We start from the raw sequence: 26751 nt of genomic DNA on the forward strand, positions 1-26751 counted from the left end.
TGAGTGGGTAATTCACACTATTCGGGCTAGCGGCTCACCGACCGCTTGTACTGCTTCAGCGCCAGCGGCACGAAGATCACCAGGATCACCACCACCCACATGAGCGTGGTGATCTCGGGATGACGCATCGGCCAGACATCGGCGCTCGGCCCCATCGGGCTGGTATTGCCGAACAGATTGCGACTGGCCTGCGTCACCGCCGACACCGGATTCCACTCCGCGATCACCCGTAGCACCGTGGGCAGCGTCGCGGTCGGCACGAAGGTGTTGGCGATGAAGGTGAGCGGGAAGATCACCATGAAACTCGCGTTGTTGTAGACCTCCGGCGCACGCACCAGCAGGCCGACCACCGCCATGATCCACGAGATGGCGTAGGCGAACAGCAACAGCAGCACATAGGCGAACACCGCGTCCAGGAACGACCCGCGAATCCGCCAGCCCACCGCCAGACCGGTCAGCGACATGACCACCAGGCTCACCACATTGATGCACACATCGGCGAGCGTGCGCCCGATGAGCACCGCCGACGGTGCCATGGGTAGCGACCGGAACCGGTCGATAATGCCCTTCTGCATATCCTCGGCCAGGCTCAGACCGGTGAACGTCGCACCGAACACCACGGTCTGCGCGAAGATGCCCGCGATCAGGAATTCGCGATATGAGGTGCCCTGCAACTGAATCGCCGATCCGAAGACGTAGGCGAACAAGAGCACGAACATGATCGGCGACAGCGTCGAGAAGATCAGCACATCGGGTACGCGCCGAATCTTGATGACATTGCGTTTGGTGATGGTCACGCTGTCGGTGAAGACCATGCTCAAACGTTCTGCGAGCGAAGGCTTTCCGGCGGTGAGCACGGCGGCGGTCATCGATTGCCTCCTGCGGATTGCTCGGCGGTCTTACCGCCATTGACCAATTCGTCTGCTTCATGACCGGTGAGCGACAGGAACACATCGTCGAGCGAAGGCCGCCGCAGGCCGACATCATGAATGGTCACTTCATGTTTCGCGAGTTGGCCGATGGCATCGACCAGCGCCTGGGAACCGTCGTTCACCGGCACGATGATGCGCCGCAGACTCGGTTCGAGCCGAATCTCGCCCTGCGCCAAGCCTTCCAGCGCGCGCTGCGCGATCGGCAGACTGTCCACGTGGTCCACCACCAGCTCGATACGGTCGCCACCCACCATGGCCTTGAGCTGATCGGCGGTGCCCTCGGCGATCACCTTGCCGTGATCGATGACCGCGATGGAATCGGCCAGTCGATCGGCCTCCTCCATGTACTGGGTGGTCAGCAGCAGCGTGGTGCCGCCGGCCACCAATTCCTCGATAACGTCCCAGAGATCCTGGCGCGCACGGGGATCCAGGCCGGTGGTCGGTTCGTCCAGGAACAGCACGGGCGGATTGGCGACCAGTGCGCCCGCGAGATCGAGGCGGCGGCGCATACCGCCGGAGTACCCCTTGACCGGACGATCGGCCGCGTCGGCGAGCCGGAACCGTTCCAGTAGTTCGCGTGCGCGGTCCTTACTGCGCTGTGTCCCCATGTGATACAGCCGCCCCACCATCTCGAGATTCTCGAAACCGGTGAGATATTCGTCAACCGCGGCGTATTGACCCGAGGTGCCGATCCGGGAGCGCAACAGCTGCGGATCCTTGAGCACATCCACCCCGGCCACGGTGGCGCGGCCGGAATCGGGGATGAGCAGGGTGGTGAAAACACGGACGGTGGTGGTCTTGCCCGCGCCGTTCGGGCCGAGCAGGGCGGTGACGGTACCTTCGGGCACCGATAAATCGAGTCCGTCAAGAGCGACGAGTTTGCCGTACTTCTTGACCAGACCCTCGGCGACTATTGCGTCGGGCATGATTCTCCTGATGTCTCGCGATGTGGCAGCCGCAGGGGCTCTGAACTGCACAGATGCTGCTGAACAAGACCGGACATTTGGGACTGAGTATGCCTGGGGAGCAGACCGGATGCCATGACTTTTTCATCGCGAACCACAGCGAGTGAACAAGACGAGGGCCGCATCCCGCTGGGGGTCCGGCGGTGCTCGGGGTTGCCGGTGCGGAATGCGGCCACCTCGATGATCCGCCCGCACACGCGGGCGGATCGCGAGTAGCGCGCTACTCGAATCCGACAGGCCGACACCGCTTTCCCGGGCACGAACGTATGTTCGCACAGGGGTATGACACTTTTTCCTCGAAAAAAATCTCCAGAACGCGCCCCCGATTTCCACGCAATCCGCCGGTGTCGCGTAGGATCGATCGCGTCGGCCCCTCCCCCCCGGGCCGACCTACGCGGGCCTCGGCTAACTCCCCCCCTTCGCCGAGGCCCGCCCCCATGTCCGGACCAGGTCGGACCAGCGATTACACCGGGGGCCGAGCCCGGATCACACCAGCGGGCGAATCTCGTTGCGGCGCAGCACGTGACCGTGCAGGCGATTGATGCCGCGGACGCGGACGGTACGCAGATTGCGTAGATCGAATTGCGGATCGCCGTCTATCGCATAGGACGCGCCCTCATCGATGAGCACGGTGCCGGGACGCGCCACACCCGTGAGGCGCGCGGCGACATTCACCACCGAGCCGTAGAGGTCGCCGAAGCGCTGTAGGACCTCACCGTAGGCAAGACCCACCCGCAGCTCCTGTGTGACGCCGTGCGAGGCCGTGGCGGCCTCCTGGATGGCAAGGGCGATGCGCGCACCCTGTTCGGCGGTATTGGCGGCGAACATGACTTCGTCACCGACGTTCTTGATCACCCAGCCGCCGTGCGCGGTGATGGCATTGCTGGTGGCGGTTTCGAACGCCTCGAGTAGCGCGGAGAGCTCATCGGGCTCGAGATGGCGGGTCAGGCGGGTGTAGCCGACCATATCGGCGAAGCCGACCGCCAGCACCCGCAGCGTGTCCCCCGCGACCGCGCCATTGTCCAGTGAGCGCGCCAGCGCCGCGTCCAGATGACGCCGGAATGCGTAGCGCTGCAACGCTTCGAACTCCTCGACCACCTCCGCGGTGACCTCCCGCGCCAACTCGGTGCGATCGGCCTCGGGTTCCGCGGCGGCCCGCGCCGCGATGCGCGCCAGAATCTCCTCGGTGACCAGATCCACCTGCCATTCGGCCAGCCGCGCCATGGACCGGCCCAGGGTGCGCGCCGCGGTGGTCTGCCGGTGAATGTCCGCGGACGCCAGCACATTCAGGCGACTGAACGCCTGCGCCGCCTCGATATCGGCATCGGTGTATTCGACGGCGTCGTCATTGGGATCGGCGGGAAATCCGAGCGACACCCACAACCGGCGGGTCAGCGACGAGGGCACCCCGGTGCGCTCGGCGACCTCACGACGGTTGTATTTGCGCGGCCCGTTCAGCAGGTACGGCTCCACCACCGATTGGACCAGCTTCGACAGATTCGGGGACGCCATGCCGCCACCTTACGGGGCGAAAGCGATGGGATTTGCGCCGATGTTGTGTGTCACAACACGGAACGAAAAGAAGTGGAGCCTAGGGGAATCGAACCCCTAACCCCTGCCTTGCAAAGGCAGTGCTCTGCCAATTGAGCTAAGGCCCCGAGCCGGGATCAGCGCGTGGTGACCTCGTGCCAGAGATCCGCGTCATTGCGCTGGCGCAACTTGCTGATTCCGAAGATCACCGCGGCGATGACGCCGATCGTGAGGAGAAATTTCATGAATCCCACCCTACTGTGATGTTCGAGAGTGGGCCTAGGAGGACTTGAACCTCCGACCTCTTCGTTATCAGCGAAGCGCTCTAACCGCCTGAGCTATAGGCCCTCATCCGGTTCCGAGTGTGTCACTCGAACCGAGGCTGAAGATTACCCGAAGGTTGTGCGGATAAGCAAAACGGCCGGTCACAGCCCTGTTTCGCGGGGTGTAACCGGCCGTTCCGAAATGCTTCTAGTCGGGGTCCGCCAGGGTCACCTGGATGCCGCCGACCAGATCGGTGCACTGGTTGTAGACGAACACGCCGACCGTCGAAAGAGCTGTCAGCAACACCACATTGATCATGCCGATGACACCCGCGTAGCCGAAGACGGTGCCGGCGTCGATCAGCCCGGAGGCCGAGGAATCCGAAACCATATCGGTGAACGTGGAATTCAGCCGCTCCCACACACCCATGCCCTCGAGCACCAGGTACAGCAGGCCGACCGCCAGCATCCACACGAAGAACAGCGCGACGCTGATGACCAGCGACACCTTCAGCGTCGACCACGGATCGATATGGCGCACCTGCACGGTCGCGCGCAGCGGCTCACCGGTGGCAGCGGCGGCGGCCACCGCCGCGGGGGCGGACGGTGATACCGGACCGGCCGGCGGAATCGGCTCCGGCGGCGGCAGCGGATGCCGCATCTCCGACAGATCCGGCAGATCCTTCACCAGTTCCGGACGGGCGATGCTGCGGGTCGGTCCGTCGATACCGACGGACTTCACCATGGCGGCCTCCTTGCGCGCCGCCTTGGCCGCCAGGTCGGCGGTGGTGCGCGCGTTGGAGACACCCGCGTTCAGGCCCACGCCGCCGGGACGACCGGTGGTGGGGGCCTGACCCGGGCGGTACAGGTTGGACTGCGGTTCCCGCTGCGGCAGCTGCGACCACCCGCCGTCCTGGTAGGGGTTGCCGGCGGACTGACCGTCCACGGCTTCGGGGGCGGTCACCTCCGTCGGATCGCTGATTCGGCCCGTGACATCCGAGGCGAAATCACCTGAATGGTCCGGGATTTCATTGGACACCTGCGGCGTACCTCCCTCGTTCCCCGAACCCGGCCGTGGAATCGGCCGCGGCGGAATCGGAGACGGGGCGATTCTCTCGGTCACGCCATTGGCATGACCGCGCTGGTCATTCGGCTGATTGGTCAATGGTGAATCCTTCGATCCGTTGTGCCGCCGCTGCTGGGGTGAAACTACTGCTACGCCGAACCGCTGGTGTCATCTTCGGCAACCTGGTCGGGCTCGTCCGCGTTACGCGCGATCGCGAGCAACGTATCGCCTTCGCCCAGGTTCATCAATCGCACACCCTTGGTCTGGCGTCCGGCCTTGCGAACCTGATTGGCCGCCGTCCGGATAACGCCGCCGCCCGATGTGATGGCGTACAGCTCATCATCGTCATTGACGATGAGCGCTCCGACCAGACTGCCACGTTTTTCGTCGTATTGAATGGTCAATACGCCCTTTCCACCGCGACCCTGCGCGGTGTACTCACCGAGCGCGGTGCGCTTGGAATACCCACCCGCGGTCGCGACAAGCAGGTACGTCTGATCGTCGTCGCGAACCACGTTGAGCGACAACAGTTCATCGGACTGGTTGAAGCGCATGCCCTGCACGCCGGAGGTGGCGCGGCCCATCGGGCGCAGCACCTCGTCATTGGCGGAGAACCGGATGGACTGGCCGTGCGCGGAGACGAGCAGCAGATCGTCCTCGCCCGAACACAGTGCCGCACCGACCAATTCGTCCCCATCGCGCAGATTGACCGCGACGATGCCGCCGGTGCGGTTGGAGTCGAAATCGGTCAGACGGGACTTCTTGACCAGGCCGTTGCGGGTCGCCAGCACCAGGTACGGGGCGTCCTCGTAGGTGGTCAGCTGAATGACCTGGGCGATCTTCTCGTCCGGCTGGAACGCCAGCAGATTCGCCACGTGCTGACCGCGCGCGGTCCGGCTGGCCTCGGGCAGCTCGTACGCCTTGGTGCGGTAGACGCGGCCCTTGTTGGTGAAGAACAGCAGCCAGTCGTGCGTGGAGGTGATGAAGAAGTGCCGGACCAGATCGTCCTGCTTGAGACCCGCGCCCTGCACGCCCTTGCCGCCGCGCTTCTGCGAACGGTAGAGATCGGTCTTGGTGCGCTTGGCGTACCCGGTCTCGGTGATGGTGACCACCACGTCCTCGCGGGCGATCAGATCCTCATCGGTGACATCGCCGTCGGCGGCGATGATCCGGGTGCGGCGATCGTCGCCGTACTTGTCGACGATCTCGGCGAGCTCATCGCGCACGATGGCGCGCTGCCGCTCCGGCTTCTCCAGAATGTCCTTCAGATCGGCGATCTCGAGCTCGATCTTGGCCAATTCGTCGATCAGCTTCTGGCGCTCCAGGGCCGACAGACGGCGCAGCTGCATATCGAGGATGGCGGTCGCCTGGATCTCGTCGATCTCCAGCAACTGCATCAGGCCGGTGCGCGCGGTGTCGGTATCGGCCGAACGGCGGATCAACGCGATCACCGCGTCGAGCTGATCGAGCGCCTTCACCAGGCCACGCAGGATGTGGGCCCGCTCCTCGGCCTTGCGCAGCAAGTACTTGGTGCGCCGGACGATCACGTCCAACTGGTGGTTCACGTACAGCCGGATCATCTGATCCAGGCGCAGCGTGCGCGGCACCCCGTCCACGATCGACAGCATGTTCGCGCCGAACGAGGTCTGCAGCTGGGTGTGCTTGTAGAGGTTGTTCAGCACCACCTTCGCGATCGCGTCCCGCTTGACGGTGACCACGATGCGCATGCCGACGCGGTCCGAGGACTCGTCGTGGATGTCCGAGACGCCCGCGATCTTGCCGTCCTTGACCTGCTCGGCGATCGCGTTGATGAAGTTATCGGTATTGACCTGGTACGGCAGTTCGGTGATGACGATCGTGGTGCGCCCGCGGGCGTCCTCCTCGATCTCGACCACACCGCGCATGCGGATCGAACCGCGACCGGTGCGGTACGCGTCATTGATGCCCTGGGTGCCCACGATCAGGCCCGAGGTCGGGAAGTCCGGACCCTTGACCCGCTCGATGCACGCCTCGAGGGTGGTCTCCTCATCCGCCAGGTGATTGTCCAGCGCCCAGAAGATGGCCTGCGCCAGCTCGGTCAGATTGTGCGGCGGGATATTGGTGGCCATACCGACGGCGATGCCGTTGGAGCCGTTCATCAACAGCGCCGGCACGCGCGCCGGGAGCACCATCGGCTCCTGCGTCTTACCGTCGTAGTTCGGGGTGAAATCGACCGTCTCGTGGTCGATTTCGCGCAGCATCTCCATCGCCAGCGGGGTCAGGCGGCACTCGGTGTAGCGCATGGCGGCCGCGCCGTCGTTACCGCGCGAACCGAAGTTGCCCTGACCGTCGACCAGCGGATAGCGCAGCGACCACGGCTGCGCCATACGCACGAGGGTGTCGTAGATCGCCGTGTCACCGTGCGGGTGGTAGTTACCCATGGTGTCGGCGACCGGGCGCGCGGACTTCACATAGCTGCGATCCGGGCGGTAGCCGTTGTCGTACATCGCGTACAGGATCCGGCGGTGCACCGGCTTCATACCGTCGCGCACCTCGGGCAGCGCGCGCCCGACGATGACGCTCATGGCGTAGTCGATGTAGGAGTTCTGCATCTCCTGCTGGATGTCGACCGGTTCGATGCGGTCGCCGCCCGAAGGCGGAAGCGAAGTCTCAGTCATGAATTGGTCTCCGTAGGAAGTCTTTTCGAGGGGTTCCGGACGCAAGGGGGACCCGGGGGCGTGAACTCCCGGGTCCTACTTCGCTAGACGTCGAGGAACCGAACGTCCTTGGCATTGCGAGTGATGAAGCTGCGACGCGCCTCCACGTCCTCACCCATGAGGATCGAGAACAGCTCGTCCGCGGCCGCCGCGTCGTCCAGCGTCACCAGACGCAGGACGCGCACGCTCGGATCCATGGTGGTCTCCCACAGCTCCTTCGGGTTCATCTCGCCGAGACCCTTGTAGCGCTGGATGCCGTCGTCCTTGTTGATCTTCTTGCCCGAGGCCAGACCGGCCTCCAGCAGACCGTCGCGCTCACGGTCGGAGTACGCGAACTCCGGTTCGGTGCGCTGCCACTTGAGCTTGTACAGCGGCGGCTGCGCGAGATACACGTGCCCCTGCTCGACCAGCGGCCGCATGAAGCGGAACAGCAGCGTGAGCAGCAGCGTCGAAATGTGCTGACCGTCCACGTCGGCGTCGGCCATCAGCACGATCTTGTGATAGCGCAGCTTGGCGATATCGAACTCGTCGTGGATACCGGTGCCGAAGGCGGTGATGATCGCCTGGACCTCGTTGTTCTTGAGCACCTTGTCGATACGCGACTTCTCGACATTGATGATCTTGCCGCGCAGCGGCAGGATCGCCTGATACATCGAATCGCGGCCGGACTTGGCCGAACCACCGGCGGAGTCGCCCTCCACGATGTAGATCTCGGACTTCACCGGATCCTTGGAGCGGCAGTCGGCCAGCTTGCCCGGCAGGCCACCGAGATCGGTGGCGGACTTGCGGCGCACCAACTCTCGCGCCTTACGCGCGGCCACACGCGCCTGCGCCGACGACACCGCCTTGGTGACAATGGTCTTCGCATCGGCCGGATTCGCCTCGAACCAGTGCGCCAGATGCTCATTGCAGGTGCGCTGCACGAACGACTTGACCTCGGTATTGCCGAGCTTGGTCTTGGTCTGGCCCTCGAACTGCGGGTCCGAGATCTTCACCGAGACAATCGCGGCCAAGCCCTCACGGATGTCGTCACCGGTGAGGTTGCCGTCCTTCTCCTTGAGGAGCTTCTTATCCTTCGCGTACTTGTTCACCACCGTGGTGAGCGCGGCGCGGAAGCCCTCTTCGTGGGTGCCGCCCTCGTGGGTGTTGATGGTGTTGGCGAAGGTGTGCACGGATTCGGAGTAACCCGAATTCCACTGCATGGCGACCTCGAGCTCATGCCCGGTGCCCTTACCGGTGAAGCCGACCACCGAATTGTGGATCGGCGACTTGGTCCGGTTGATGTGCTTGACGAAGTCCTCGAGCCCACCGGGGTAGTGGTAGGTGCGGGTCTTCACCTTCGGCGTCGCGGCCGGGGCGTTCTCGTCCAGGTGCTTGGGCGCCTCGGCGGTATCGCCGACCACCTCGTCGGTGACATCGCTGTCGGACACCCGCTGATCGGTCAGCGTGATGGTGAGTCCCTTGTTCAGGAACGCCATCTCCTGCAGGCGGCGCGCGACCGTCTCGAAGTTGTAGACCGTGGTCTCGAAGATATTCGGATCGGCCCAGAACCGGATGGTGGTACCGGTGCGCCGGGTGGCATCGCCCTGGAACAGCTTGCCCGGCTTGGAATCCTTGTACTCCTGGGTCCAGTGGAATCCGTCGGTGTCGACTTCCGCCTCGAGGCGGGTGGACAGCGCGTTCACCACCGAGATACCGACGCCGTGCAGACCACCGGACACGGCGTACGCGTCGGAGTCGAACTTGCCGCCCGCGTGCAGCTGGGTCATGACCACCTCGATGGTGGGCACACCCTGCGCGTGCATGGCGACCGGGATACCGCGGCCGTCGTCGACGACCTCGACGCCACCGTCGGCCAGGATGGTCACATCGACGCGGGAGGCATAACCGGCCATCGCCTCATCGACGGAGTTGTCCACAACCTCCCAGATGAGGTGGTGCAGACCGCGCTCGCCGGTGGAGCCGATGTACATACCGGGGCGTTTGCGGACCGCTTCGAGGCCCTCGAGAACAGTGATGGAGTCGGCACCGTAGCCCGGGTTGCCTGACTTGGGCTTGGTCGAGCCGTCTGCGTTGGAGTCCATGGCAGCCACTGGTCGGTAGCTCTCCTTACTTGCTGATCCTCCGGGCGCCGGACGGTGAGCACACGTGGAGCCCCGGAGCAGGTCTGCTCGAGGGTTACGGATCCACGCGCAAGCTGTCGCCGAACGCGCCGGGAGGTATCGCCGCTAGTTACTCCCCCATCCTACTGGTACGACCGACACAGAATGCACCTATGACACCCCTGAGTGCCTCATACGTGCGTGAAATCGACCATCAATATGTCCGGTGATGGGTGAGAGGGGTTCCAAGACCTTCAGCGGGCGATGACGGTGCGCCGCCGGGAGAGTTTGCGACAGGGTTCGCCGCGATCGAGATCCGGACTCTCCCAGCCTAGTGCGCGGCACCGACAAATTCCGCGCACGTTCCACGTGAAACGATCGTTTGACCAGCGAAGGAGTCAGCCGCGCAAGCGAATACGGGTGCCTACCCGTACGTGTCGCGGGGTCCGCGACCCTTGATATGCCGCTCGCCCTTACGCCAACTCGGGGCCGTCGGGCCATTGATGCGCAACTGTTTGACCACCCCGTGGCCCACCGCCGCCGCGATCTTCGCGAGGATCTGCGACTGGAACATGCGCAGCTGCGTCGCCCACGCGGTCGACTCCGCCTGAATGCTCAGCACATTGTTCTCCAGCGAGACCGGCTGCGCGTGCGAGGCGATGTCCTCCCCCACCACCTTCGCCCACTGCCCGAACACCATGCCCTCGGCCACCTTGCCCGACCAGCCGCGCCCCTTGGCCAGCTGACCGGTCAGCGCGCCGAGCAATTGCGGATCGCGATCATCGGGCCCGGACCCGGACCAACCGCGCCGCTTACCGCGCAACGCGCGGATCCCGCCCTTGCGCGGCGGCGACGCCCGGCCCTGACCCACCGATTTACCGGCGGCCCGAGCGGCTGCCCTGGCCTCCTCCAGTGCCCGGCGGGCGAGATCCACACCCCGCAACTCACCATCGGGCCCGGTGGCGGACTCCCCCGCCGCCGCGGACCGCGCGGGATCGAAGGCTTCCGGCTGCTCGGCCATGCACAGGTCCCTTCGGTCGCGATCGGTTCGAGATCTCGATGCCGAGATCTGCGGGTTCCCGGCGATTCTGCCGCATACCGCCGACAGGCACGCCGTGGCCAGGGGTGATGTCGCACTCGCGCCACCGGCGCCACGGCCTGGTAACAATCCCGCACCTGGGGAGAAACCTGGGGAATTGGGGATAACTCCGCGCAGGTCACCGGGCGTACACCCGTCGGCGACCTCGCCGTCATCCCGCCGCGATCCGGCTGTCACCCGGGCGGATCCCTCCCGTCATCCCGGCGCGTTTTTGGCCGGGATCCATCGATCCGGTGTGGATCCCGGCCAAAAGCATGCCGGGATGACGAAGGATCCCGTGCGCAGACGGGCGGGCTACACCGCGATTCGGGAACTGCGGCTGTCCGCCTCGCCCGTGGTTTCCACACGCATCGGGGTGGCCTCGAGTTCGGGCGGCACATCCTCGACCACCGCGGCGGTGATGAACACCTGCTCGGCTTCGGCCGCGACGGCTGCCAGCGCGGTGCGGCGGCGGCGATCCAGTTCGGCGAACACGTCATCGAGGATCAGCACCGGATCGGTGCCCGCGGTGCGCAGCAATTCGAACGCGCCGAGCCGCAAAGCCAGTGCGAACGACCAGGATTCACCGTGACTGGCGAAACCCTTCGCCGGCGCGGACCCGAGCATCAACTCCAGATCATCGCGATGCGGGCCGACCAGGCAGACGCCGCGCTCGAGTTCCTTCTGCCGGGCAGCGGCCAACTCGCGCAACAGGATCGCCTCGAGGTCGGCATCGTCGTCGAGCTGTGGAGTACGCGCGGGGTCGAGCAATTCCGGTGGCAGATAACCACTTCGGTACGCGATGGAGGCCGGGCGCGACTCCGGCGCGATCGATCCGTAGGCCTGTGCGAGATGTGGATAAAGTTCGTGCACCAGTCGCAGCCGCTGCGCCAGCAGTACCGCACCGTGCGCGGCGAGATGTCCGTCCCACACGTCGAGGGTGCTCAATTCCGCGCCGCGCCCACCGGAACGGGCAAGTCGCCCAGCGGTTTTCAACAGGGCGGAACGCTGCCGCAGCACCTTGTCGTAATCCGCGCGCACGCCCGCCAGGCGCGGCAGTCGCGCGGTGGCGAGCTCGTCCAGGAAGCGCCTGCGCTCACCCGGATCACCACGCACCAGCGACAGATCCTCCGGCGCGAACAGCACCGTCTGCAGAATCCCCAGGATCTCGCGCGGCCGCCGCACCGGTGAGCGATTGATCTGCGCGCGATTGGCGACGCCCTGATTGAGCTCCATATCCACGCGCAGCTCACGACCGGTGTTCACCACGGTCGCGCCGATACGGGCCTTCTGCGCGCCCATGCGGATCAGCGGGGCATCGGCGGACACCCGATGCGAGCCGAGTGTGGACAGATATCCGACCGCCTCGATCAGGTTCGTCTTGCCATTGCCGTTGGAGCCCAGGAAAACCGTTCGGCCGGGCGGCAATTCGAGTTCGGCGGCCTCCCAGGACCGGAAATCACGCAGCGACAGGGTGCGCACGTACATCCGGCTAGCCACCCTGCCCTTCGACCTGGGGAAATGTTGATGGAACTGGGGATATCCAGCCCGTGCAGCGAAAAAACCCGGCGGCGCGGGGTGAAACCCCTACGCGCACCGAGTTTTTCACAGGTTTACCAACACTGTGCACAGTGTTCGGTCTATCGGTTCGCCGATCAGCCCGGCAGGCGCACCGGCATCAGCAGGTAGATGTAGCTGCTGGCCAGCGCCGCGAACGCACCCGAATCCAGCTGTGCCGGATCCTCTTCCGGTGCGGGCACGAAGACGGCCGGACGGCTGGGGGTGGTGAATCCGAAGGTGACCTTATCGGTGCGCAGCGCGCCGAGCCCGTCCACCAGGTAGCCCGGGTTGAAGGCGATGGTGAGCCCCTCACCGCGGAAGTCGGCCTCCAGCCATTCCTCGGCGCGACCGGCGTCATCGCCACCGGCCGACAGCAGCAGGCCCTCCTCGGAGAACTCCATCCGCACCTGTGCGCCGCGCTCGGCCACCAGGGCCACACGCTTGATGGCCTCGACCAGCGCGCTCACCGAGAGCGTTGCCACCGAGGTGTGCTCCTTGGGGAGCAACTGCCGGAACTTGGGGAATTCGGCGTCGAGCAGGCGCGTGGTGGTGCGGCGACCGCCGTTGACAATGCCGAGCAGACCATCGCTGCCGGTGCCGAACGCCAGCTGCACCGGCTGATCGGAGGAGCCGAGCGTCTTACCGGCCTCGGACAGGGTGCGAGCCGGGACCAGCACAGCGGTCTCCACATCGGCGCGACCCGGATTCCACTCCAGCTCGCGCACGGCCAACCGGAAGCGATCGGTGGCGGCCAGCACGACCTTCGGCCCCTCGATCTCGACCCGGATGCCGGTGAGCATGGGGAGGGTGTCATCGCGGCCCGCGGCGACGGCGACCTGGCCGACCGCCTCGGCGAACAGATCCACCGCGAGGTCACCGGTCTGGGGAGGAAGTTCGGGAAGCTGGGGATAATCCTCGACCGGCATGGTGGGCAGCGAGAACTTGGCGCTGCCGCAGGCGATCAGCACGCGGGTGCCGTCCACCGATACGTCCACCGGCTTGTTGGGCAGTGATTTGGTGATGTCGGCCAGCAGGCGGCCCGAGACCAATACCTGCCCGGGACCGGCGACCTCGGCGGCCACGCGCATCTGCGCGGAGACCTCGTAGTCGAAGCCGGACACCGTAAGACCATCTTCATCGGCCACGAGGAGCACACCGCCGAGCACAGGCACCGGAGGCCGCGACGGCAGGCTGCGGGCCACCCAGGCTACGGATTCGGCGAAGTCCTCGCGAGCGACCCGAAACTTCATGCTTGCAAGCTCCATCGCCCGGTCTGTTCCTCTCCCAGTCTCGATCAGTGGTGATCAGTGAATTCGTCAGGGGCTGCTTCCCCCTGGAACCCATGCAGTCTCGCACAGGGGGCCGACATCAAACCGTACCCGCGATCTGCGCGCGCCGGGGCGGAGGGTCCAACTGAGTCCGGGGTGTCCGTTCTTCTCCAGGCGCCCTGTGCGCGAACCGGGAACCGCTCCCGGCGAACCGTTCGCTCCCAGGCCGACTTTCCACACACCTGTTTTAGAAGAGAATTCTAATTAGAGAGAAATGAAGTAGTAGTAGGCACTGTGGAATCTGTGGACTTCCCCCCTTTCCGCAGGTCCGAGGGTGCGGCGGCGTGTGGATGTCTCGAGGGTGTCTCGAGGATGAACAGCCGATGGCTGTGGAGTCACAGCCAGTTTCCACATTCATCCTCGAGCCATCCTCGAGTTGCTCCACGGTTTCCGGCCCACCTGCGCACATGGGGGCGAATCGGTGGACAACTCCGAGTTTCCTCGAGGACTCCCATGGGACTCCTCGAGGAATCCACAGGGCACAACTCGCATCCGCCCAGGTCAGACCTCGAGGATGAAGCAACCTGTGGGAACTGTGCACTACCGGTTGTGCACCCCTGTTAGTAGAGCCCTGTGCGTAAACCGGTGCACAACTCGAGGATTCCACACAGTTTCCTCGAGGATTCCTCGAGGAATCCACAACCCCGAAAACACAAGACCCCCACGTCAGAGGACGTGGGGGCCTGTTAGCTGTGGATCAGCGGGAACGCTGTTTAATCCGGGCTGTGAGTTCTTGAACCTGGTCGTACACCCGGCGCCGCTCGGTCATCTCCTTGCGCACTTTCTTGTCGGCGTACATGACCGTGGTGTGGTCGCGGCCGAACGCCTGGCCGATCTTGGGCAGCGATAGGTCGGTCAGTTCACGGCACAGGTACATCGCGATCTGCCGGGCCTGCGCCAGCGGGCGGGCCTTACCGGGACCGGTCAGCTCCTCGAGCGTGGTGTTGAAGTACTCCGCGGTCACGGCCATGATCGTGGACGCGGTGATCTCCATGGTGGTGGCGTCGGGCATGAGATCGCGCAGCACCACCTCGGCCAGCGACAGATCCAGCGGCTGCCCGTTCAGCGACGCGAACGCGGTCACCCGGATGAGCGCGCCCTCCAGCTCGCGGATATTGCGCTCCACCCGGCTGGCGATGAGTTCCAGCACGTCATGCGGCACATCCAGGCGGTCCATCCGCGCCTTCTTGCGCAGGATCGCGATGCGCGTCTCCAGCTCGGGCGGCTGCACATCGGTGATCAGGCCCCATTCGAAGCGGGTGCGCAGCCGCTCCTCCAGGGTGGCCAGCTGCTTGGGCGGCCGGTCCGAGGACACCACGATCTGCTTGTTCGCGTTGTGCAGGGTGTTGAAGGTGTGGAAGAACTCCTCCTGGATGCCTTCCTTGCCCTCGATGAACTGGATGTCGTCCACCAGCAGGATGTCGGTCTCGCGGTACCGGCGCTTGAACGCGACCTTGCGGTCGTCGCGCAGCGAGTTGATGAAGTCGTTGGTGAATTCCTCGGTGGACACGTACTTCACCCGCATGCCCGGGAACAGCCGCTGGGCGTAGTGCCCGGCCGCGTGCAGCAGATGGGTTTTGCCCAAACCCGAAGCGCCCCAAACGAATAGCGGATTGTAGGCGCGCGCCGGAGCCTCCGCGATGGCCACCGCCGCGGCGTGCGCGAAGCGATTGGACGCGCCGATGACGAAGGTCTCGAAGGTGTACTTGGCGTTCAGGCTGTTGGCCGAGGACGGCTGCGGGGTCTCACGCTCGGGCGACTTGTTGAAATATGTCGGCCACGAATTGCGCGCGTTGACGACCGGCTCGTCGTCCTCGTGGTCCTCGTCCACCGGCCTGCGCGCGGGCTGCGACGGCATGGGCGGTGGCGGTGGCGCGGGCATATGGGTGGGCTGCGCCGCCATATGCGCCGGTTCCGGCTCCGATTCCGGCGAGAACAGCGATTCCTGCCCGGGCGGCAGGTTCGGCGCGCGATGGTTTTCCCGGCGGCGCGGCGGTTGCTGCGGCTCGGGAACGGGCACCGGCAACTCTTCGGCCATCTGTGGCTGACCGAATTCCACCGGTGGATAAGGTTCACGCTCGCCGTACTCCGCGGGGTAGTCCTGTGCGGGGGCGTAGCGGGGCTGTGGATAGTCCGGCTGTGCCTGGTAGTGCGGCTGCTGGCGCTCCGCCGGAGCGGGCGCCGGAGGTGCCGGTTGGTAGCTCATCGGGGCGTGATCGGGCTCACGCGGACGTTCCGGGCGCGAGGTCATGCGGGCGTGCCTGGGTGCGTTGGGCGAGCGGTCGACCGGTGAGTTCTGCTGTGCCCTTATCCGCACGCCGAGGCCCTCGACCTGGAGTCCGCGCCGGGCCAGCGACCGCAGAATCGGCTCGCGGAGATCGCGTTCCACCACCTCCTGCGCCATCGTTCCGGGCACCGAGAGCAGGGCGAATCCCTGCGCGAAGGTGATCGGCTCGATGATGCCGAGCCAGGCCTTGTGCGCCTTGCTGACCGGCTGGATCTCACCGTCCGCGGAGCCGCTCGCGAGTTCCGCGATCACCTCGGGCCAGACGGCTGTCAGCACATTCTGTTCGTCGTTCACGAACGGAGTCCTCCCCGGAGCAAGGTCGATTGGAGCAGACGGGCGGCGACTGCTCGATTCCCCCAGGTAACCGGGCGTCGGCGAGCACCGTCAGCCCCACGAATATGCCACTCCAAGGGTGTTTCCACACAATTATCCACAGATGTGGACAACCTGGGGATGCGTGTCGCATCCCGTCGAATCCCCCTATTCGGGCGCAGACCTGCGGTTCTTCAGCAATCAGCTGGCAACTACACGCTAGGTCGCTCCAACGCCTCGAAGGACGGTACATGAAGCGGGGCCATTCGGTCGAACCGGCTTTTCAGGCCCGGAAAGTGCTCTCTTACCCCGAGTTTGACCCTCGTCCAGCAGATAAGTACCCTTCTACAGTCACCCTATGGTGCGGTGGCGGCTGTCTGCTGCCCGTGCCGATAAGGGTATTTGCGTCCGCGGATCTCAGATTCGCCGGATCGCAGACCGTTTCACCGATAAAGCTTCGGGCGTCAACCGACGCCCGCCACCTATGAGGAGTGTTGACCGTGGCCAAGGGCAAGCGGACGTTCCAGCCGAACAACCGTCGTCGGGCGCGCGTCCACGGCTTCCGTCTTCGTATGCGTACCCGTGCGGGCCGCGCCATCGTTTCGGCGCGCCGTGGCAAGGGCCGTAAGTCTCTGACGGCCTGATTCGAGATCAGTGCTGCCTGAGCCGTATCGGCTGCACCGTCGTACCGATTTTTCCCGGACGGTGCGCCAGGGCCGGCGGATCGGGAGACGGGATCTCGTTGTGCACGTACTGCTACACGACGATCAGTCGAGCGGACCGGAACCATCCATTCGGGTGGGCGGTCCGCGCTTCGGCTTGATCGTCAGCAAGGCGGTGGGTCCGGCGGTGGTACGCCACCGGGTGGCCCGCCGCCTGCGTCATATCTGTGCGAGCGTCGCGGTGGATCTACCCGTCGGCGCCGATATCGTTCTGCGCGCCCTGCCGGGCGCGGCGAGCGCCGCTTCCGTTGATCTCGAACGTCAGATCCGGAGCGGCCTGCGCAAACTCGGCACCCTCAGCGAATCCGGTCCGGCCGGTGGCGAATCGGGAACAGCTGGCAGCGACTCATGAATGTCCTGCGCGCCGCTGCCCGTCTACCGGCCAAAGCTCTGATATTCCTCATCGAGCTGTATCGGACCTATGTCTCCCCCACCCGCATGCCGGTGTGCCGCTTCACTCCCACCTGTAGTGAGTACGCGGTCACCGCGCTGCGCACCCGCGGTCTGTTCGTCGGACTCGGACTGGCAGCCGTGCGAATCGTGAAATGCGCACCCTGGCACCCTGGTGGGTGGGACCCCGTACCGGAACGTTCACGTCACCGGCACGCGGCAGCAGCCAAACAAGGGTCACCGCCCGCGGTGACCGGCGAGACGAACGACGGGAGTACATAACGCCGTGCTCGATTTCATCTATTACCCGGTGTCGGGAATCCTCTGGTTCTGGCATCGCGTCTTCGGGTGGGCGCTGGGCGACGACAGCGGTTTCGCCTGGGCGCTGGCCGTGGTGTTCCTCGTGTTCACATTGCGGTTGGTGCTGTACAAGCCGTTCGTGAAGCAGGTCCGCACCACCAAGCAGATGCAGGAACTGCAGCCGCAGATCAAGGAACTGCAGAAGAAGTACAAGAACGATCGTCAGCAGATGACGGTCGAGATGCAGAAGCTCCAGAAGGAACACGGCTTCAATCCGCTCATGGGCTGTCTGCCTGTGCTGCTGCAGGTTCCGGTGTTCCTGGGTCTGTTCCATGTGCTGCGCTCGTTCAACCGGACCGGTACCGGTATCGGCCAGTTGGGCATGACGCCGTATGACAACGCGCATACCGCGAACTACTTCTTCAGCGCGGGCGACGTCCAGTCCTTCCTGACCGCACGGCTTTTCGGCGCTCCCCTCTCGGGCTTCATCACCGAGAAGAACGCGGTGCTGGAATCCTTCGCCGAGTACGGCGGTATGCCGAGCAAGGTCGCCATCATCGCGGTCTCGGTACCGCTGATGATCATCGCGGGCCTGGCGACGCACTTCAACGCGCGCGCCTCGGTGGAGCGGCAGAGTGAGGCGGCCGCCGCCAACCCGCAGGCCGCCATGATGAACAAGCTGGCGCTGTACGTGTTCCCGCTGGGCGTGCTCGTCGGTGGTCCGTTCCTGCCGATCGCCATCCTGATCTACTGGGTGTCCAACAACATCTGGACCTACGCGCAGCAGCATCTCGTCTTCGGCCGCATGGAGAAGGAAGAGAAAGAGAAGAAGGACGCCGCCATCGAGCGCCGCGCCCAGAACGCTCCGAAGCCGGGCGCGAAGCCGGTCGACACCCGTAAGAAGGCGGTCGCCGACGCACCCGTGCAGGCCGACACCAATGGCGTCGATATGGCGAAGTCCGATGCGCCGCAGGTCAACCAGAACGGTTCCGCCAAGTCGAACCAACAGTCGAACCAGCAGAAGAAGCGGTCCGGCAATCGCGGGCGCGCCAACCAGAAGCGCCGTCGCTGATCTTCTCTACAACTCCAGATGAAGGAACAACCATGACTGTTGAAACCGACGGAGGGGACCCCACAGTGACGGCTGCGACGGCGGCGGCACCGGATACCGAGACCGCGGCGGCGGCCGAGCCCGTGGTGGATGCCGAGGAAGCGCTCATCGAAGAGGGCGAGATCGCCGGTGACTACCTCGAGCAGCTACTGGATGTGCTCGACTTCGACGGTGATATCGACCTCGATGTCGAAGGTGATCGCGCTGTGGTGAGCATCGACGGCGGTAAGGATCTGGCGAAGCTGGTCGGCCGTCGCGGTGAGGTTCTGGATGCCCTCCAGGAGCTGACCCGCCTCGCCGTGCAGCAGGCGACCGGTGTGCGCAGCCGTCTCATGCTCGATGTCGCGGGCTGGCGCGCGGGTCGCCGCAGCGAGCTGAGCGCGCTCGGCACCGAGGCCGCGAAGCGCGTGCTGGAGTCCGGCGAGCGTGAGGCGCTCACCCCGATGACTCCGTTCGAGCGCAAGATCGTGCACGACGCGGTCGCCGCCGTCGACGGTGTCGTCAGCGAGAGCGAAGGCGTGGAGCCGAGCCGACGGGTCGTCGTCCTCCCCGCGTGACACGCACACCGCACTGAAGCCGGGGCCCCCGCGTCGAACAGACCGGGGGCCCTACGCTTGTCCCGAGTCGACCGCTTTTCGTCATCAGTTGGGAAGGATGTTTCACGTGGAACCTGGCACCGAGTCGACCGATCTCGCTGTCGAGCCGCCCGCCGCAGCCGCGGTGATTTTCGGCGATCGATTGGAGATCGCGCGCCGGTACTACACCGTGCTCGCGAGCGCGGGAGTCGAGCGCGGGTTGATCGGACCCCGCGAGGTGCCCCGGCTATGGGATCGGCACATCCTCAATTGCGCGGTGATCGGTGAGCTCATCCCCGAGGGCGCGACCGTCGTCGATATCGGTTCCGGCGCGGGCCTGCCCGGTATCCCGCTCGCCATCGCGCGCCCGGATCTGCGAATCACCTTGGTGGAGCCGCTGCTGCGCCGCACCGTTTTCCTGGCCGAGTTCATCGAGGCCGCCGGTCTCGGAGTGACCGTGGTGCGCGGGCGCGCGGAGCAGCCGGGCGTGAAGAAGGAGGCGGGCGGCGCGGATGTCGTCACCTCCCGCGCGGTCGCTCCGTTGGCGAAGCTGGCGGGTTGGTCCATGCCGCTGGTGCGCGATCACGGACGCATGTTGGCGCTCAAGGGAATCAGCGCGATCGAGGAATTGGAGCGCGATCGGGACGATCTCGCCAAGGCGGGCGCGGGCAAGACCGAGGTGCTGGAATGCGGTGTGGGAGTGCTGGAGACGCCGACCATGGTGATCAGCGCGGAGAAGCTCCCCCGCGCCGATCGGCGTAAAGCGCGCCCGAAGAAATAGCTGAAACGCCAATCTTTCAGAAAGTGCTGTGCGCCGCGCTCCGGCTCGGTACTGTCCGGGTCACCCACACAGAGGTGGGATAGGAGCACAGGAGTTTTCATGAAGACCACACGGCGTGCCGGATTCGGCGTCGCACTGCTGGGCGCACTGGCCACGACCGCGCTGGTGACCGCGCCCCAGGCCAACGCTCTCGTCAATGGCATCAGCGTTTCGGACACCACCCTCTACGTCGGCCAGACCTACACCATCACCGCGGACGTCACCTTCACCTCGATGCTGTTCCAGGTGACCTTCACCGATAACGGCACCGAGATCGGTAAGGCGAACGTGAGCAATAGCAAGGCGACCATCCAGTGGACGCCGAGCACCACCGGTTCGCATGAGTTGAAGGCGACCCAGGAGATCATCAGCAGCAAGTCGACCACCGTCACTGTGACGACTCAGCCGACTACTCCGGGTGGGGGCACCGGCTCCTCCGGGAGCAACCCGCTCGCCGGATTGCTGAGCTCGCTCTCCGCCAAGTAGTCACTCCCCCACCGCGTCCCGGGAACGGGCGCGACGGCCGGCCCGCCGTCGCGCCCGTTCCCGTTTTGGTTGGTGCGGCACGTTCGGCTGGGCGGCTCCGGCAGAGTCTTTGTCCGGCATGGTTTCCCGTGAAACATCGCGCGAATTCCCTTCGGGGTGATCGATTATGCGTGTCGCGGGTGCGGGATTGTCGTTCAACTTCCGTATTGTGTCCGGTACTGGCAAGCTATGAACGTCGAGCGTGAGTGCCCCACAGTGGCGGTGCCCGGCGGCCTTCCCTACGCGCATCCACTCGGCCACGTGTCTTTGAGTTCTCGGGGTTAGGAGCCTGTATGTCCAACGGTCCGGCGAATGTTTCACGGGAAACAACGTCCCGGGTGCCCGGCATGCTCGATACCGGAGCTTTCGATGTAGAGGAGTTCAGCCGCACCCCGTTCGGAAATATCTCCCCCACCGAGACCCCGATCGCAGCGGAAGCGCAACGCGCCAGCCAGGTGCTGCACCCCGGCAATACCGCGATCCCGCGCCCGCGCGAACAGCGCGTCATCACCATCGCGAATCAGAAAGGCGGCGTGGGCAAGACGACCACCGCCGTGAATCTGGCGGCGGCGCTGGCGGTGCAGGGGATGCGCGTGCTCGTGGTCGATCTCGATCCGCAGGGCAATGCCAGCACCGCGCTCGGCATCCCGCATCACTCCGGCATTCCGTCCAGCTACGAACTACTCATCGGCGAGTGCACCGTCCGTGACGCCATCCAGCAGAGCCCGCACAATGAACGGCTGCTGTGCATTCCGGCCACCATCGATCTCGCCGGTGCCGAGATCGAACTCGTCTCCATGGTCGCCCGCGAGGGCCGGTTGAAGGCCGCCATCCAGGAGGCGAACCTCGCCGGATACGACATCGACTACGTCATGATCGACTGCCCGCCCTCGCTCGGCCTGCTCACGGTGAACGCGCTCGTGGCGGCCAAGGAGGTGCTGATTCCGATCCAGTGCGAGTACTACGCACTGGAGGGCGTGGGTCAGTTGCTCCGCAATATCGGTCTGGTGCAGGCGCATCTGAATCCCGAATTGCATGTCTCCACCGTTGTTCTCACCATGTACGACGGCCGCACCAAGCTGGCCGATCAGGTGGCCGAGGAGGTGCGCGCGCACTTCGGTGACGCGGTGCTGCGCTCGGTCATCCCCCGCAGCGTGAAGGTTTCCGAGGCGCCGGGCTACGGCATGACCGTGCTCGATTACGATCCGGGTTCACGTGGCGCCATGAGCTATTTGGATGCGGGACGTGAGATGGCAGCCAAGGCGGCGCGCCCGGAGCCGGTGCCGACCACCGACGCCGGATCCAGTGTGTAATGACAATCGCGGCCGCGGTGCATGGTGAACAACGAAAGGGGTCCTAGACCGATGAGTCAGGCGAAGAAGGGTGGACTGGGACGCGGTCTCGCCGCGCTGATCCCTACCGGACCCGCGGTCACACCGGGGGGCCTCGGCAGCGCCGCAGCCAATGTCGTCATCGGTTTGGATCCGAGCGGCCCGCAGCCGGCTTCGGCCTTCCTGCATCGGGTTCCGGATCCGGAGGAGCCGGCGGCGGTCGACGAGGTGGACGCGGGCGCGGTCTATCGGGAGATTCCGCCCGAGCAGATCGTGCCCAATCCGAAGCAGCCGCGTCAGGTTTTCGATGACGAGGCGCTCGCCGAACTCGTGCACTCGATCAAAGAGTTCGGCCTCATGCAGCCGATCGTGGTGCGTCAGGTCGCGAGTGTGCCCGAGCCGCAGTATCAGCTCATCATGGGTGAGCGGCGCTGGCGTGCGAGCCAGAAGGCGGAACTCGAGGCCATTCCGGCGATCGTCCGCGAGACCGCGGATGACGCGCTGCTGCGCGACGCGCTGCTGGAGAACATCCATCGCGTGCAGTTGAATCCGCTCGAAGAGGCGGCGGCCTACGAACAGCTGCTCGAGGAATTCGGCGTCACCCATGAGGAACTGGCTTCGCGAATCGGCCGTTCCCGACCGGTCGTGACGAATATGATTCGCCTGCTGAAACTTCCGATTCCGGTGCAGCGCCGGGTAGCGGCCGGTGTGCTTTCCGCCGGCCATGCCCGCGCGGTGCTCGCGCTGGAGGCGGGAGCCGAGGCGCAGGAGGAGCTCGCGAAGCGGATCGTCGCGGAGGGTATGTCGGTTCGTTCGACCGAGGAAGCCGTCAAGTTGGCGAATCGGAATCCCGACAGCGCGGCCACTCCCCCGGCGCCGAAGCGCAAGCCGATTCAGATGCCGGGTTTGCAGGATGTCGCCGAGCGACTGTCGGAGTCCTTCGACACACGCGTCACGGTGGCGCTCGGTAAGCGCAAAGGCAAGATCACCGTCGAGTTCGGTTCCATCGACGATCTCGAGCGAATTGTCAGCCTGATGGAGCAATCCAAGCTTTGAAATCGGCCCTACTCTGGGGTCGAGGCTGAAACGTCACTGTGACGTACACGATCCCAGGCCCCGAGAGGCGTGTTGCTTTGATCGCTTATTCTTGCTGGCGAGTAGATATCGATGCGGCGTGAGTGTGGATGAATCGGACAGCTGGAGGCTGAGCAGAGCGGTGTCGACCAGCGTTACCGCATTGACCCTCGGCGGACTCGACAAACTCCCCTCGCACGCGCGGCGTTGCGTGTTCTGGGAGATGGATCCGGCAGTGGCAGCGGACTCCCGCGAATTCAGTGACCCGGTCTTCGAAAAGGAGGCCTGGCTCTCGACCGTACTCCTGGAGTGGGGGTCGTGTGGTCAGGTCGCTCTGGTCGACGGACAGTCGGCCGGGGTGGCGCTGTACTCACCGCCGAGCCGGGTGCCGCGCGCCGGGCTCTTCCCCACCTCCCCGGTGAGCCCGGATGCCGTCCTGCTGACCACGCTGCGGGCCGAAAGTCCGTATCAGGACACCGATGTGGCCCAGCAGCTCATTTCGGCCGTGGTCGGCGATCTGGTGCGTCGTGGTGTGCGCGCCATCGAGGCGTTCGGAATGCGCTGGGATCCACCGGCTACCGCGATGGCGGACCGGTTCGGTTCCATGACGCTGCTCGAGCGCATCGCACCCACTCCCCCGCGTGCCTCCAAGACCCCGCCGCCGTCGGCGGGGTGCGCGCCGGACACCTGCATGATCGATGCAGATTTCCTGGAGGAGGTCGGTTTCAAAGTGGTTGCCGCGCATCATCGTTTCCCGCGCCTGCGGCTGGAACTCGACAGCGACCACCTGTGGAAGGAAGACGTCGAGCGCGCGCTGGATCAGTTGCTCGCGGCGGCGGCGATGACCATGCCGAATCGGCTCGTCACCCTCTAGCAGGCCGAGACAAAGGAAAACCCCGCCGGGCCGAGGAAATTCGGCCCAGCGGGGTTTTTCGTGTTCGAACTCAGATGCGGTCGGCCGCGGCGAGCTCTTCGGCGAGCAGTTCCGCGAAGGTGTACGTCCCGGTCGGCTGATCATCCTGCCCGAGCAGGTACAGCCGCTTCACCGAGATCAGGATCGCCTCGGCGATGACATCGCGCATGCGCGGGTTCGTCAGCACGCTCGAGTCGTAATCGCTTGTCAGGTAACCGATGTCGACCTGGACGGTCGGCATCTTGGTGAGCCGCAGCAGATCCCAGGTGCGGGCGTGCGTGCGGCAGTCCTGAAGTGAAGTGCGCGCGACGATTTCACGCTGGATGAAGCCAGCCAGCACCTGGCCGATCATCGAGGTGGAGCCGTGCGAATTGCCGAAGTGGAAGCTGGCCACACCGCTGGCGGAGGTGCTCGGATTGCCCGCGCAGCGCAGCGAGATCATCAGATCGGCGTCGAAAGTATTGGAGGTCTCGGCGCGTTCGGCATCGGTGGGATTGGCGCCCCACGGCCGGGACAGGAAGGTCTCCATACCCGTTGCGGCCATGCGTCCTTCGAGGCGGCTGGCCAGATCCCAGAGGATCTCCGATTCGTAGACGTCACCGAATTCGCTGGGTACCGAGGAGCCCTTGTCCGGCCCGCCCATGCCCGGATCGATGACGATGCGCTTACCGGTCAGCTGCGGACCGGCGCGGTGTACGACCTCTTCCTCGGCGATGCGATGCGGATTGCCGCCGGTGACGCGTGCGCCCAGCAGTTCCAGCGAGCGCAGGGTGTCCGGCCCGCAGATGCCGTCGCCCGCGAGACCGATCTCGCGTTGGAAGGAAGTGAGCCCCTCATGCGTGTGCGGCCCGAAGTAGCCGTCCACCCGGCCCACGTAGAACCCCAGATCCTGCAGTCGCCGTTGCAGTGTGGCGACGTCGTCGCCGTACAGCGGTGCGGACAGCTGATAGATCAGGGTGCGTGCGCCGAGGCGGTAGGAGGCTTCCTTGAGGGCCCGGTAGGTGGCCGGGCCCACCACGCCGTCGACGAGCAGGCCGCGGTGCTGCTGGAAAGCGCGCACCGCGGAGTCGAGGTCGTGGTCGAAGGTGGCTTCGATGTTCTTCCAGTACTCGCCATTGCCGTTGGTTTCACCGGCGACGGGGTGTGAGTGCAGGAATCCGAGACTTGCGAGGGTGCTCCGAACCTCAGCTACGGCTGGTCCAGTATCGCCGTGACGAAGTCGGTGCATGCGTAAGAGCCCTTTCCTTCCGCCAACCCGGGTACCCACTCGTGCGCAGGTTTACACACCTGTGCACGACCGGAGCGTCGGTCGATTGTCTCAGACCCGGACCAGATTTCGGCAACTGTCGAGTGCAGGCATCGTACGGCGCGTCGTTAGATAACACCCTCGAGTTCGCGCAAGAGGGCCGCTTTGCCCTTTGCGCCGACGATCCGCTTGATCTCCTTGCCCCCTTGGAACAGCACCATGGTAGGCAACGACAGAATGCCGTAGTCCTTCGAGGCCTCCGGATTGGCGTCGGCGTCGACCTTGGCGATGGTCAGGGCGTCGGCGTGGGTGGCGGCGATCTCCTCCAGCACGGGCGCGACCATCTTGCACGGACCGCACCAGGCCGCCCAGAAGTCGACCAGTACCGGCTTCTCGCTGGCCAGCACGTCCTGTGCGAACGTCTTATCGCTGACCGTGATGGTGGCGGAGGTCTTGGCGTCGGACATGCTGGCTCCTTAGTTGTTCACTTCTACCGGCTGACCGGCGTGATCGAGAGTATTGGTACTGATGTCGCCCTGCTCGGCGAGCCAGCGTTCGGCGTCGATGGCCGAGCGGCAACCGGTTCCGGCGGCGGTGATGGCCTGGCGGTAGGTGTGGTCGACCAGATCGCCCGCGGCGAAGACGCCCTCGGCCGAGGTGTAGGTGGACTGCCCCTGGACCTTCACGTAGCCCTCGTCGTCCAGTTCGACCTGGCCGGTGACCAGTTCGCTGCGCGGGTCGTGGCCGATGGCCACGAACAGGCCGGTGGCGGGCAGTTCGCTGGTCTCGCCGGTGCGGGTGTCCCGGATCGTGAGGCTGGTGACGGCCGAATCCCCGTGCACCGCAGTGACTTCGGAGTTCAGCAGGAAGCGGATCTTATCGTTGGCCTTGGCGCGCTCGAGCATGATGCGGGAGGCGCGGAACTCCTCGCGGCGGTGGATGATCGTCACGCTGGAGGCGAACTTGGTGAGGAAGGTGGCCTCCTCCATGGCGGAGTCGCCGCCGCCGACCACCACGATGTCCTGGCCCTTGAAGAAGAAGCCGTCGCAGGTGGCGCAGGCGCTGACGCCGCGGCCCAGGAGATCCTGCTCACCCGGGATGTTCAGGTAGCGCGCGGCCGAGCCCATGGCCAGGATGACGGCGTAGGCCTCGAAGGTCTCACCGCCGACGGTGACCTTCTTGATCTTGCCGGAAAGGTCGAGGGCGTCCACGTCCTCGGTGCGGATGTCCGCGCCGAAACGCTTGGCCTGCTCGCGCATCTCCTCCATGAGATCGGGGCCCATGATGCCGCCGCGGAAGCCGGGGAAGTTCTCCACCTCGGTGGTGGTCATGAGCGCACCACCGAATTGGGTGCCTTCGAACAGCAACGGCTGCAACTCCGCTCGCGCGGCGTACACGGCAGCCGTGTATCCGGCCGGTCCGGAACCGACGATGATCAGGTCGCGAACAGCGGTAGTCAAGAGGGCCTCCGAAGGCAGATGTGAAACAGGCAGGTCGGTCAACAACAGGGTAAACGGTGTTGTTCCCGAACCCGCGTGGACCGGGCGCGCGCGTGAGCCGCCCCACGCCCGGCGAAACCGCCCGGGCGCGCGGACTTCATACCTGCCTGACCAGTGCCGTTGTGG

Annotated in this window: 24 protein-coding genes and 2 tRNA genes; 10 read left to right on the forward strand and 16 right to left on the reverse strand. The window is 65.3% G+C overall.

The genetic code is table 11. From position 1 onward, the window contains the following. Window positions 1-26: 26 nt before the first annotated feature. From ACFVUS_RS21365 to dnaA, 13 genes are all read right to left on the reverse strand, one after another. Complete coding sequence (locus ACFVUS_RS21365; RefSeq protein WP_364637944.1) at window positions 27-815, reverse strand: ABC transporter permease; 789 nt, start codon at window positions 813-815, stop codon at window positions 27-29. Between the two features lie 50 nt (window positions 816-865). Continuing rightward, window positions 866-1858 carry an ATP-binding cassette domain-containing protein gene (locus ACFVUS_RS21370; protein WP_387768746.1) on the reverse strand — a complete coding sequence of 331 codons (993 nt, stop codon included), beginning with the start codon at window positions 1856-1858 and terminating at the stop codon, window positions 866-868. Window positions 1859-2383: 525 nt separating this feature from the next. Beyond that, window positions 2384-3409: an adenylate/guanylate cyclase domain-containing protein gene (locus ACFVUS_RS21375; protein ID WP_387768749.1), complete on the reverse strand. Its 1026-nt coding sequence runs from the start codon at window positions 3407-3409 to the stop codon at window positions 2384-2386. A 73-nt stretch (window positions 3410-3482) separates the two neighbouring features. Next, a tRNA-Ala gene (locus tag ACFVUS_RS21380) sits at window positions 3483-3555 on the reverse strand. Window positions 3556-3564: 9 nt separating this feature from the next. Next, window positions 3565-3672, reverse strand: coding sequence for a DLW-39 family protein (locus tag ACFVUS_RS21385; RefSeq protein WP_364636839.1), 108 nt, complete (start codon window positions 3670-3672; stop codon window positions 3565-3567). A gap of 29 nt (window positions 3673-3701) precedes the next feature. Continuing rightward, window positions 3702-3775, reverse strand: a tRNA-Ile gene (locus ACFVUS_RS21390). Window positions 3776-3898: 123 nt separating this feature from the next. Next, the gene (locus ACFVUS_RS21395) at window positions 3899-4855 is read right to left on the reverse strand and encodes a DUF3566 domain-containing protein (protein WP_387768753.1); all 957 of its coding nucleotides are present in this window, start codon (window positions 4853-4855) and stop codon (window positions 3899-3901) included. A gap of 50 nt (window positions 4856-4905) precedes the next feature. Then, window positions 4906-7413: a DNA gyrase subunit A gene (gyrA, locus tag ACFVUS_RS21400; RefSeq protein WP_364636835.1), complete on the reverse strand. Its 2508-nt coding sequence runs from the start codon at window positions 7411-7413 to the stop codon at window positions 4906-4908. Between the two features lie 83 nt (window positions 7414-7496). Further along, window positions 7497-9536 (reverse strand): DNA topoisomerase (ATP-hydrolyzing) subunit B, encoded by a 2040-nt coding sequence (gene gyrB, locus ACFVUS_RS21405; RefSeq protein WP_387768758.1) that lies wholly within the window; start codon window positions 9534-9536, stop codon window positions 7497-7499. A 442-nt stretch (window positions 9537-9978) separates the two neighbouring features. Continuing rightward, on the reverse strand, window positions 9979-10575 hold the full coding sequence (locus tag ACFVUS_RS21410) for a DUF721 family protein (protein WP_387768761.1): 597 nt from the start codon (window positions 10573-10575) through the stop codon (window positions 9979-9981). A 372-nt stretch (window positions 10576-10947) separates the two neighbouring features. Next, window positions 10948-12120 (reverse strand): DNA replication/repair protein RecF, encoded by a 1173-nt coding sequence (gene recF, locus ACFVUS_RS21415; protein ID WP_387768764.1) that lies wholly within the window; start codon window positions 12118-12120, stop codon window positions 10948-10950. A 167-nt stretch (window positions 12121-12287) separates the two neighbouring features. Further along, a complete protein-coding gene (dnaN, locus tag ACFVUS_RS21420; RefSeq protein ID WP_364636827.1) occupies window positions 12288-13457 on the reverse strand; it encodes a DNA polymerase III subunit beta in 1170 nt (389 codons plus the stop codon). A gap of 760 nt (window positions 13458-14217) precedes the next feature. Further along, on the reverse strand, window positions 14218-16101 hold the full coding sequence (gene dnaA / locus ACFVUS_RS21425) for a chromosomal replication initiator protein DnaA (protein WP_387768768.1): 1884 nt from the start codon (window positions 16099-16101) through the stop codon (window positions 14218-14220). Window positions 16102-16619: 518 nt separating this feature from the next. On the opposite strand from dnaA, the gene rpmH reads away from it, so the two are divergent. From rpmH to ACFVUS_RS21475, 10 genes are all read left to right on the forward strand, one after another. Beyond that, the gene (rpmH, locus tag ACFVUS_RS21430) at window positions 16620-16763 is read left to right on the forward strand and encodes a 50S ribosomal protein L34 (protein ID WP_083898281.1); all 144 of its coding nucleotides are present in this window, start codon (window positions 16620-16622) and stop codon (window positions 16761-16763) included. A 10-nt stretch (window positions 16764-16773) separates the two neighbouring features. Beyond that, window positions 16774-17193, forward strand: a complete 420-nt coding sequence (rnpA, locus tag ACFVUS_RS21435) for a ribonuclease P protein component (RefSeq protein ID WP_387768772.1) — start codon at window positions 16774-16776, stop codon at window positions 17191-17193. After that, complete coding sequence (yidD, locus tag ACFVUS_RS21440) at window positions 17190-17513, forward strand: membrane protein insertion efficiency factor YidD (RefSeq protein ID WP_387768775.1); 324 nt, start codon at window positions 17190-17192, stop codon at window positions 17511-17513. The genes rnpA and yidD overlap by 4 nt, the downstream gene beginning before the upstream one ends. A gap of 4 nt (window positions 17514-17517) precedes the next feature. After that, on the forward strand, window positions 17518-18603 hold the full coding sequence (gene yidC / locus ACFVUS_RS21445; protein ID WP_387768778.1) for a membrane protein insertase YidC: 1086 nt from the start codon (window positions 17518-17520) through the stop codon (window positions 18601-18603). A gap of 32 nt (window positions 18604-18635) precedes the next feature. Then, window positions 18636-19199, forward strand: coding sequence for a protein jag (locus tag ACFVUS_RS21450; protein ID WP_376073186.1), 564 nt, complete (start codon window positions 18636-18638; stop codon window positions 19197-19199). Window positions 19200-19296: 97 nt separating this feature from the next. Then, window positions 19297-19998 carry a 16S rRNA (guanine(527)-N(7))-methyltransferase RsmG gene (gene rsmG / locus ACFVUS_RS21455; protein WP_387768781.1) on the forward strand — a complete coding sequence of 234 codons (702 nt, stop codon included), beginning with the start codon at window positions 19297-19299 and terminating at the stop codon, window positions 19996-19998. A 99-nt stretch (window positions 19999-20097) separates the two neighbouring features. Beyond that, complete coding sequence (locus ACFVUS_RS21460; protein ID WP_375961508.1) at window positions 20098-20523, forward strand: hypothetical protein; 426 nt, start codon at window positions 20098-20100, stop codon at window positions 20521-20523. Window positions 20524-20909: 386 nt separating this feature from the next. Continuing rightward, the gene (locus tag ACFVUS_RS21465; protein ID WP_375963794.1) at window positions 20910-21875 is read left to right on the forward strand and encodes a ParA family protein; all 966 of its coding nucleotides are present in this window, start codon (window positions 20910-20912) and stop codon (window positions 21873-21875) included. A gap of 51 nt (window positions 21876-21926) precedes the next feature. Continuing rightward, entirely contained in the window at window positions 21927-22949 is a 1023-nt protein-coding gene (locus ACFVUS_RS21470) for a ParB/RepB/Spo0J family partition protein (RefSeq protein WP_387768786.1), read from the forward strand. A gap of 160 nt (window positions 22950-23109) precedes the next feature. Further along, window positions 23110-23841 carry a GNAT family N-acetyltransferase gene (locus ACFVUS_RS21475; protein ID WP_387768789.1) on the forward strand — a complete coding sequence of 244 codons (732 nt, stop codon included), beginning with the start codon at window positions 23110-23112 and terminating at the stop codon, window positions 23839-23841. Window positions 23842-23911: 70 nt separating this feature from the next. On the opposite strand, the gene ACFVUS_RS21480 is transcribed toward ACFVUS_RS21475, so the two are convergent. The 3 genes from ACFVUS_RS21480 to trxB form a co-directional block, all read right to left on the reverse strand. Further along, on the reverse strand, window positions 23912-25108 hold the full coding sequence (locus tag ACFVUS_RS21480) for a peptidoglycan-binding protein (protein WP_387768792.1): 1197 nt from the start codon (window positions 25106-25108) through the stop codon (window positions 23912-23914). A 146-nt stretch (window positions 25109-25254) separates the two neighbouring features. After that, complete coding sequence (gene trxA, locus ACFVUS_RS21485; protein ID WP_364636807.1) at window positions 25255-25593, reverse strand: thioredoxin; 339 nt, start codon at window positions 25591-25593, stop codon at window positions 25255-25257. 9 nt (window positions 25594-25602) lie between these two features. Then, window positions 25603-26586, reverse strand: coding sequence for a thioredoxin-disulfide reductase (gene trxB / locus ACFVUS_RS21490; protein WP_387768796.1), 984 nt, complete (start codon window positions 26584-26586; stop codon window positions 25603-25605). Between the last annotated feature and the right edge of the window lie 165 nt (window positions 26587-26751).

Origin of the sequence: Nocardia sp. NPDC058058 (genome assembly GCF_042885355.1) — a bacterium.
GTDB lineage: Bacteria > Actinomycetota > Actinomycetes > Mycobacteriales > Mycobacteriaceae > Nocardia.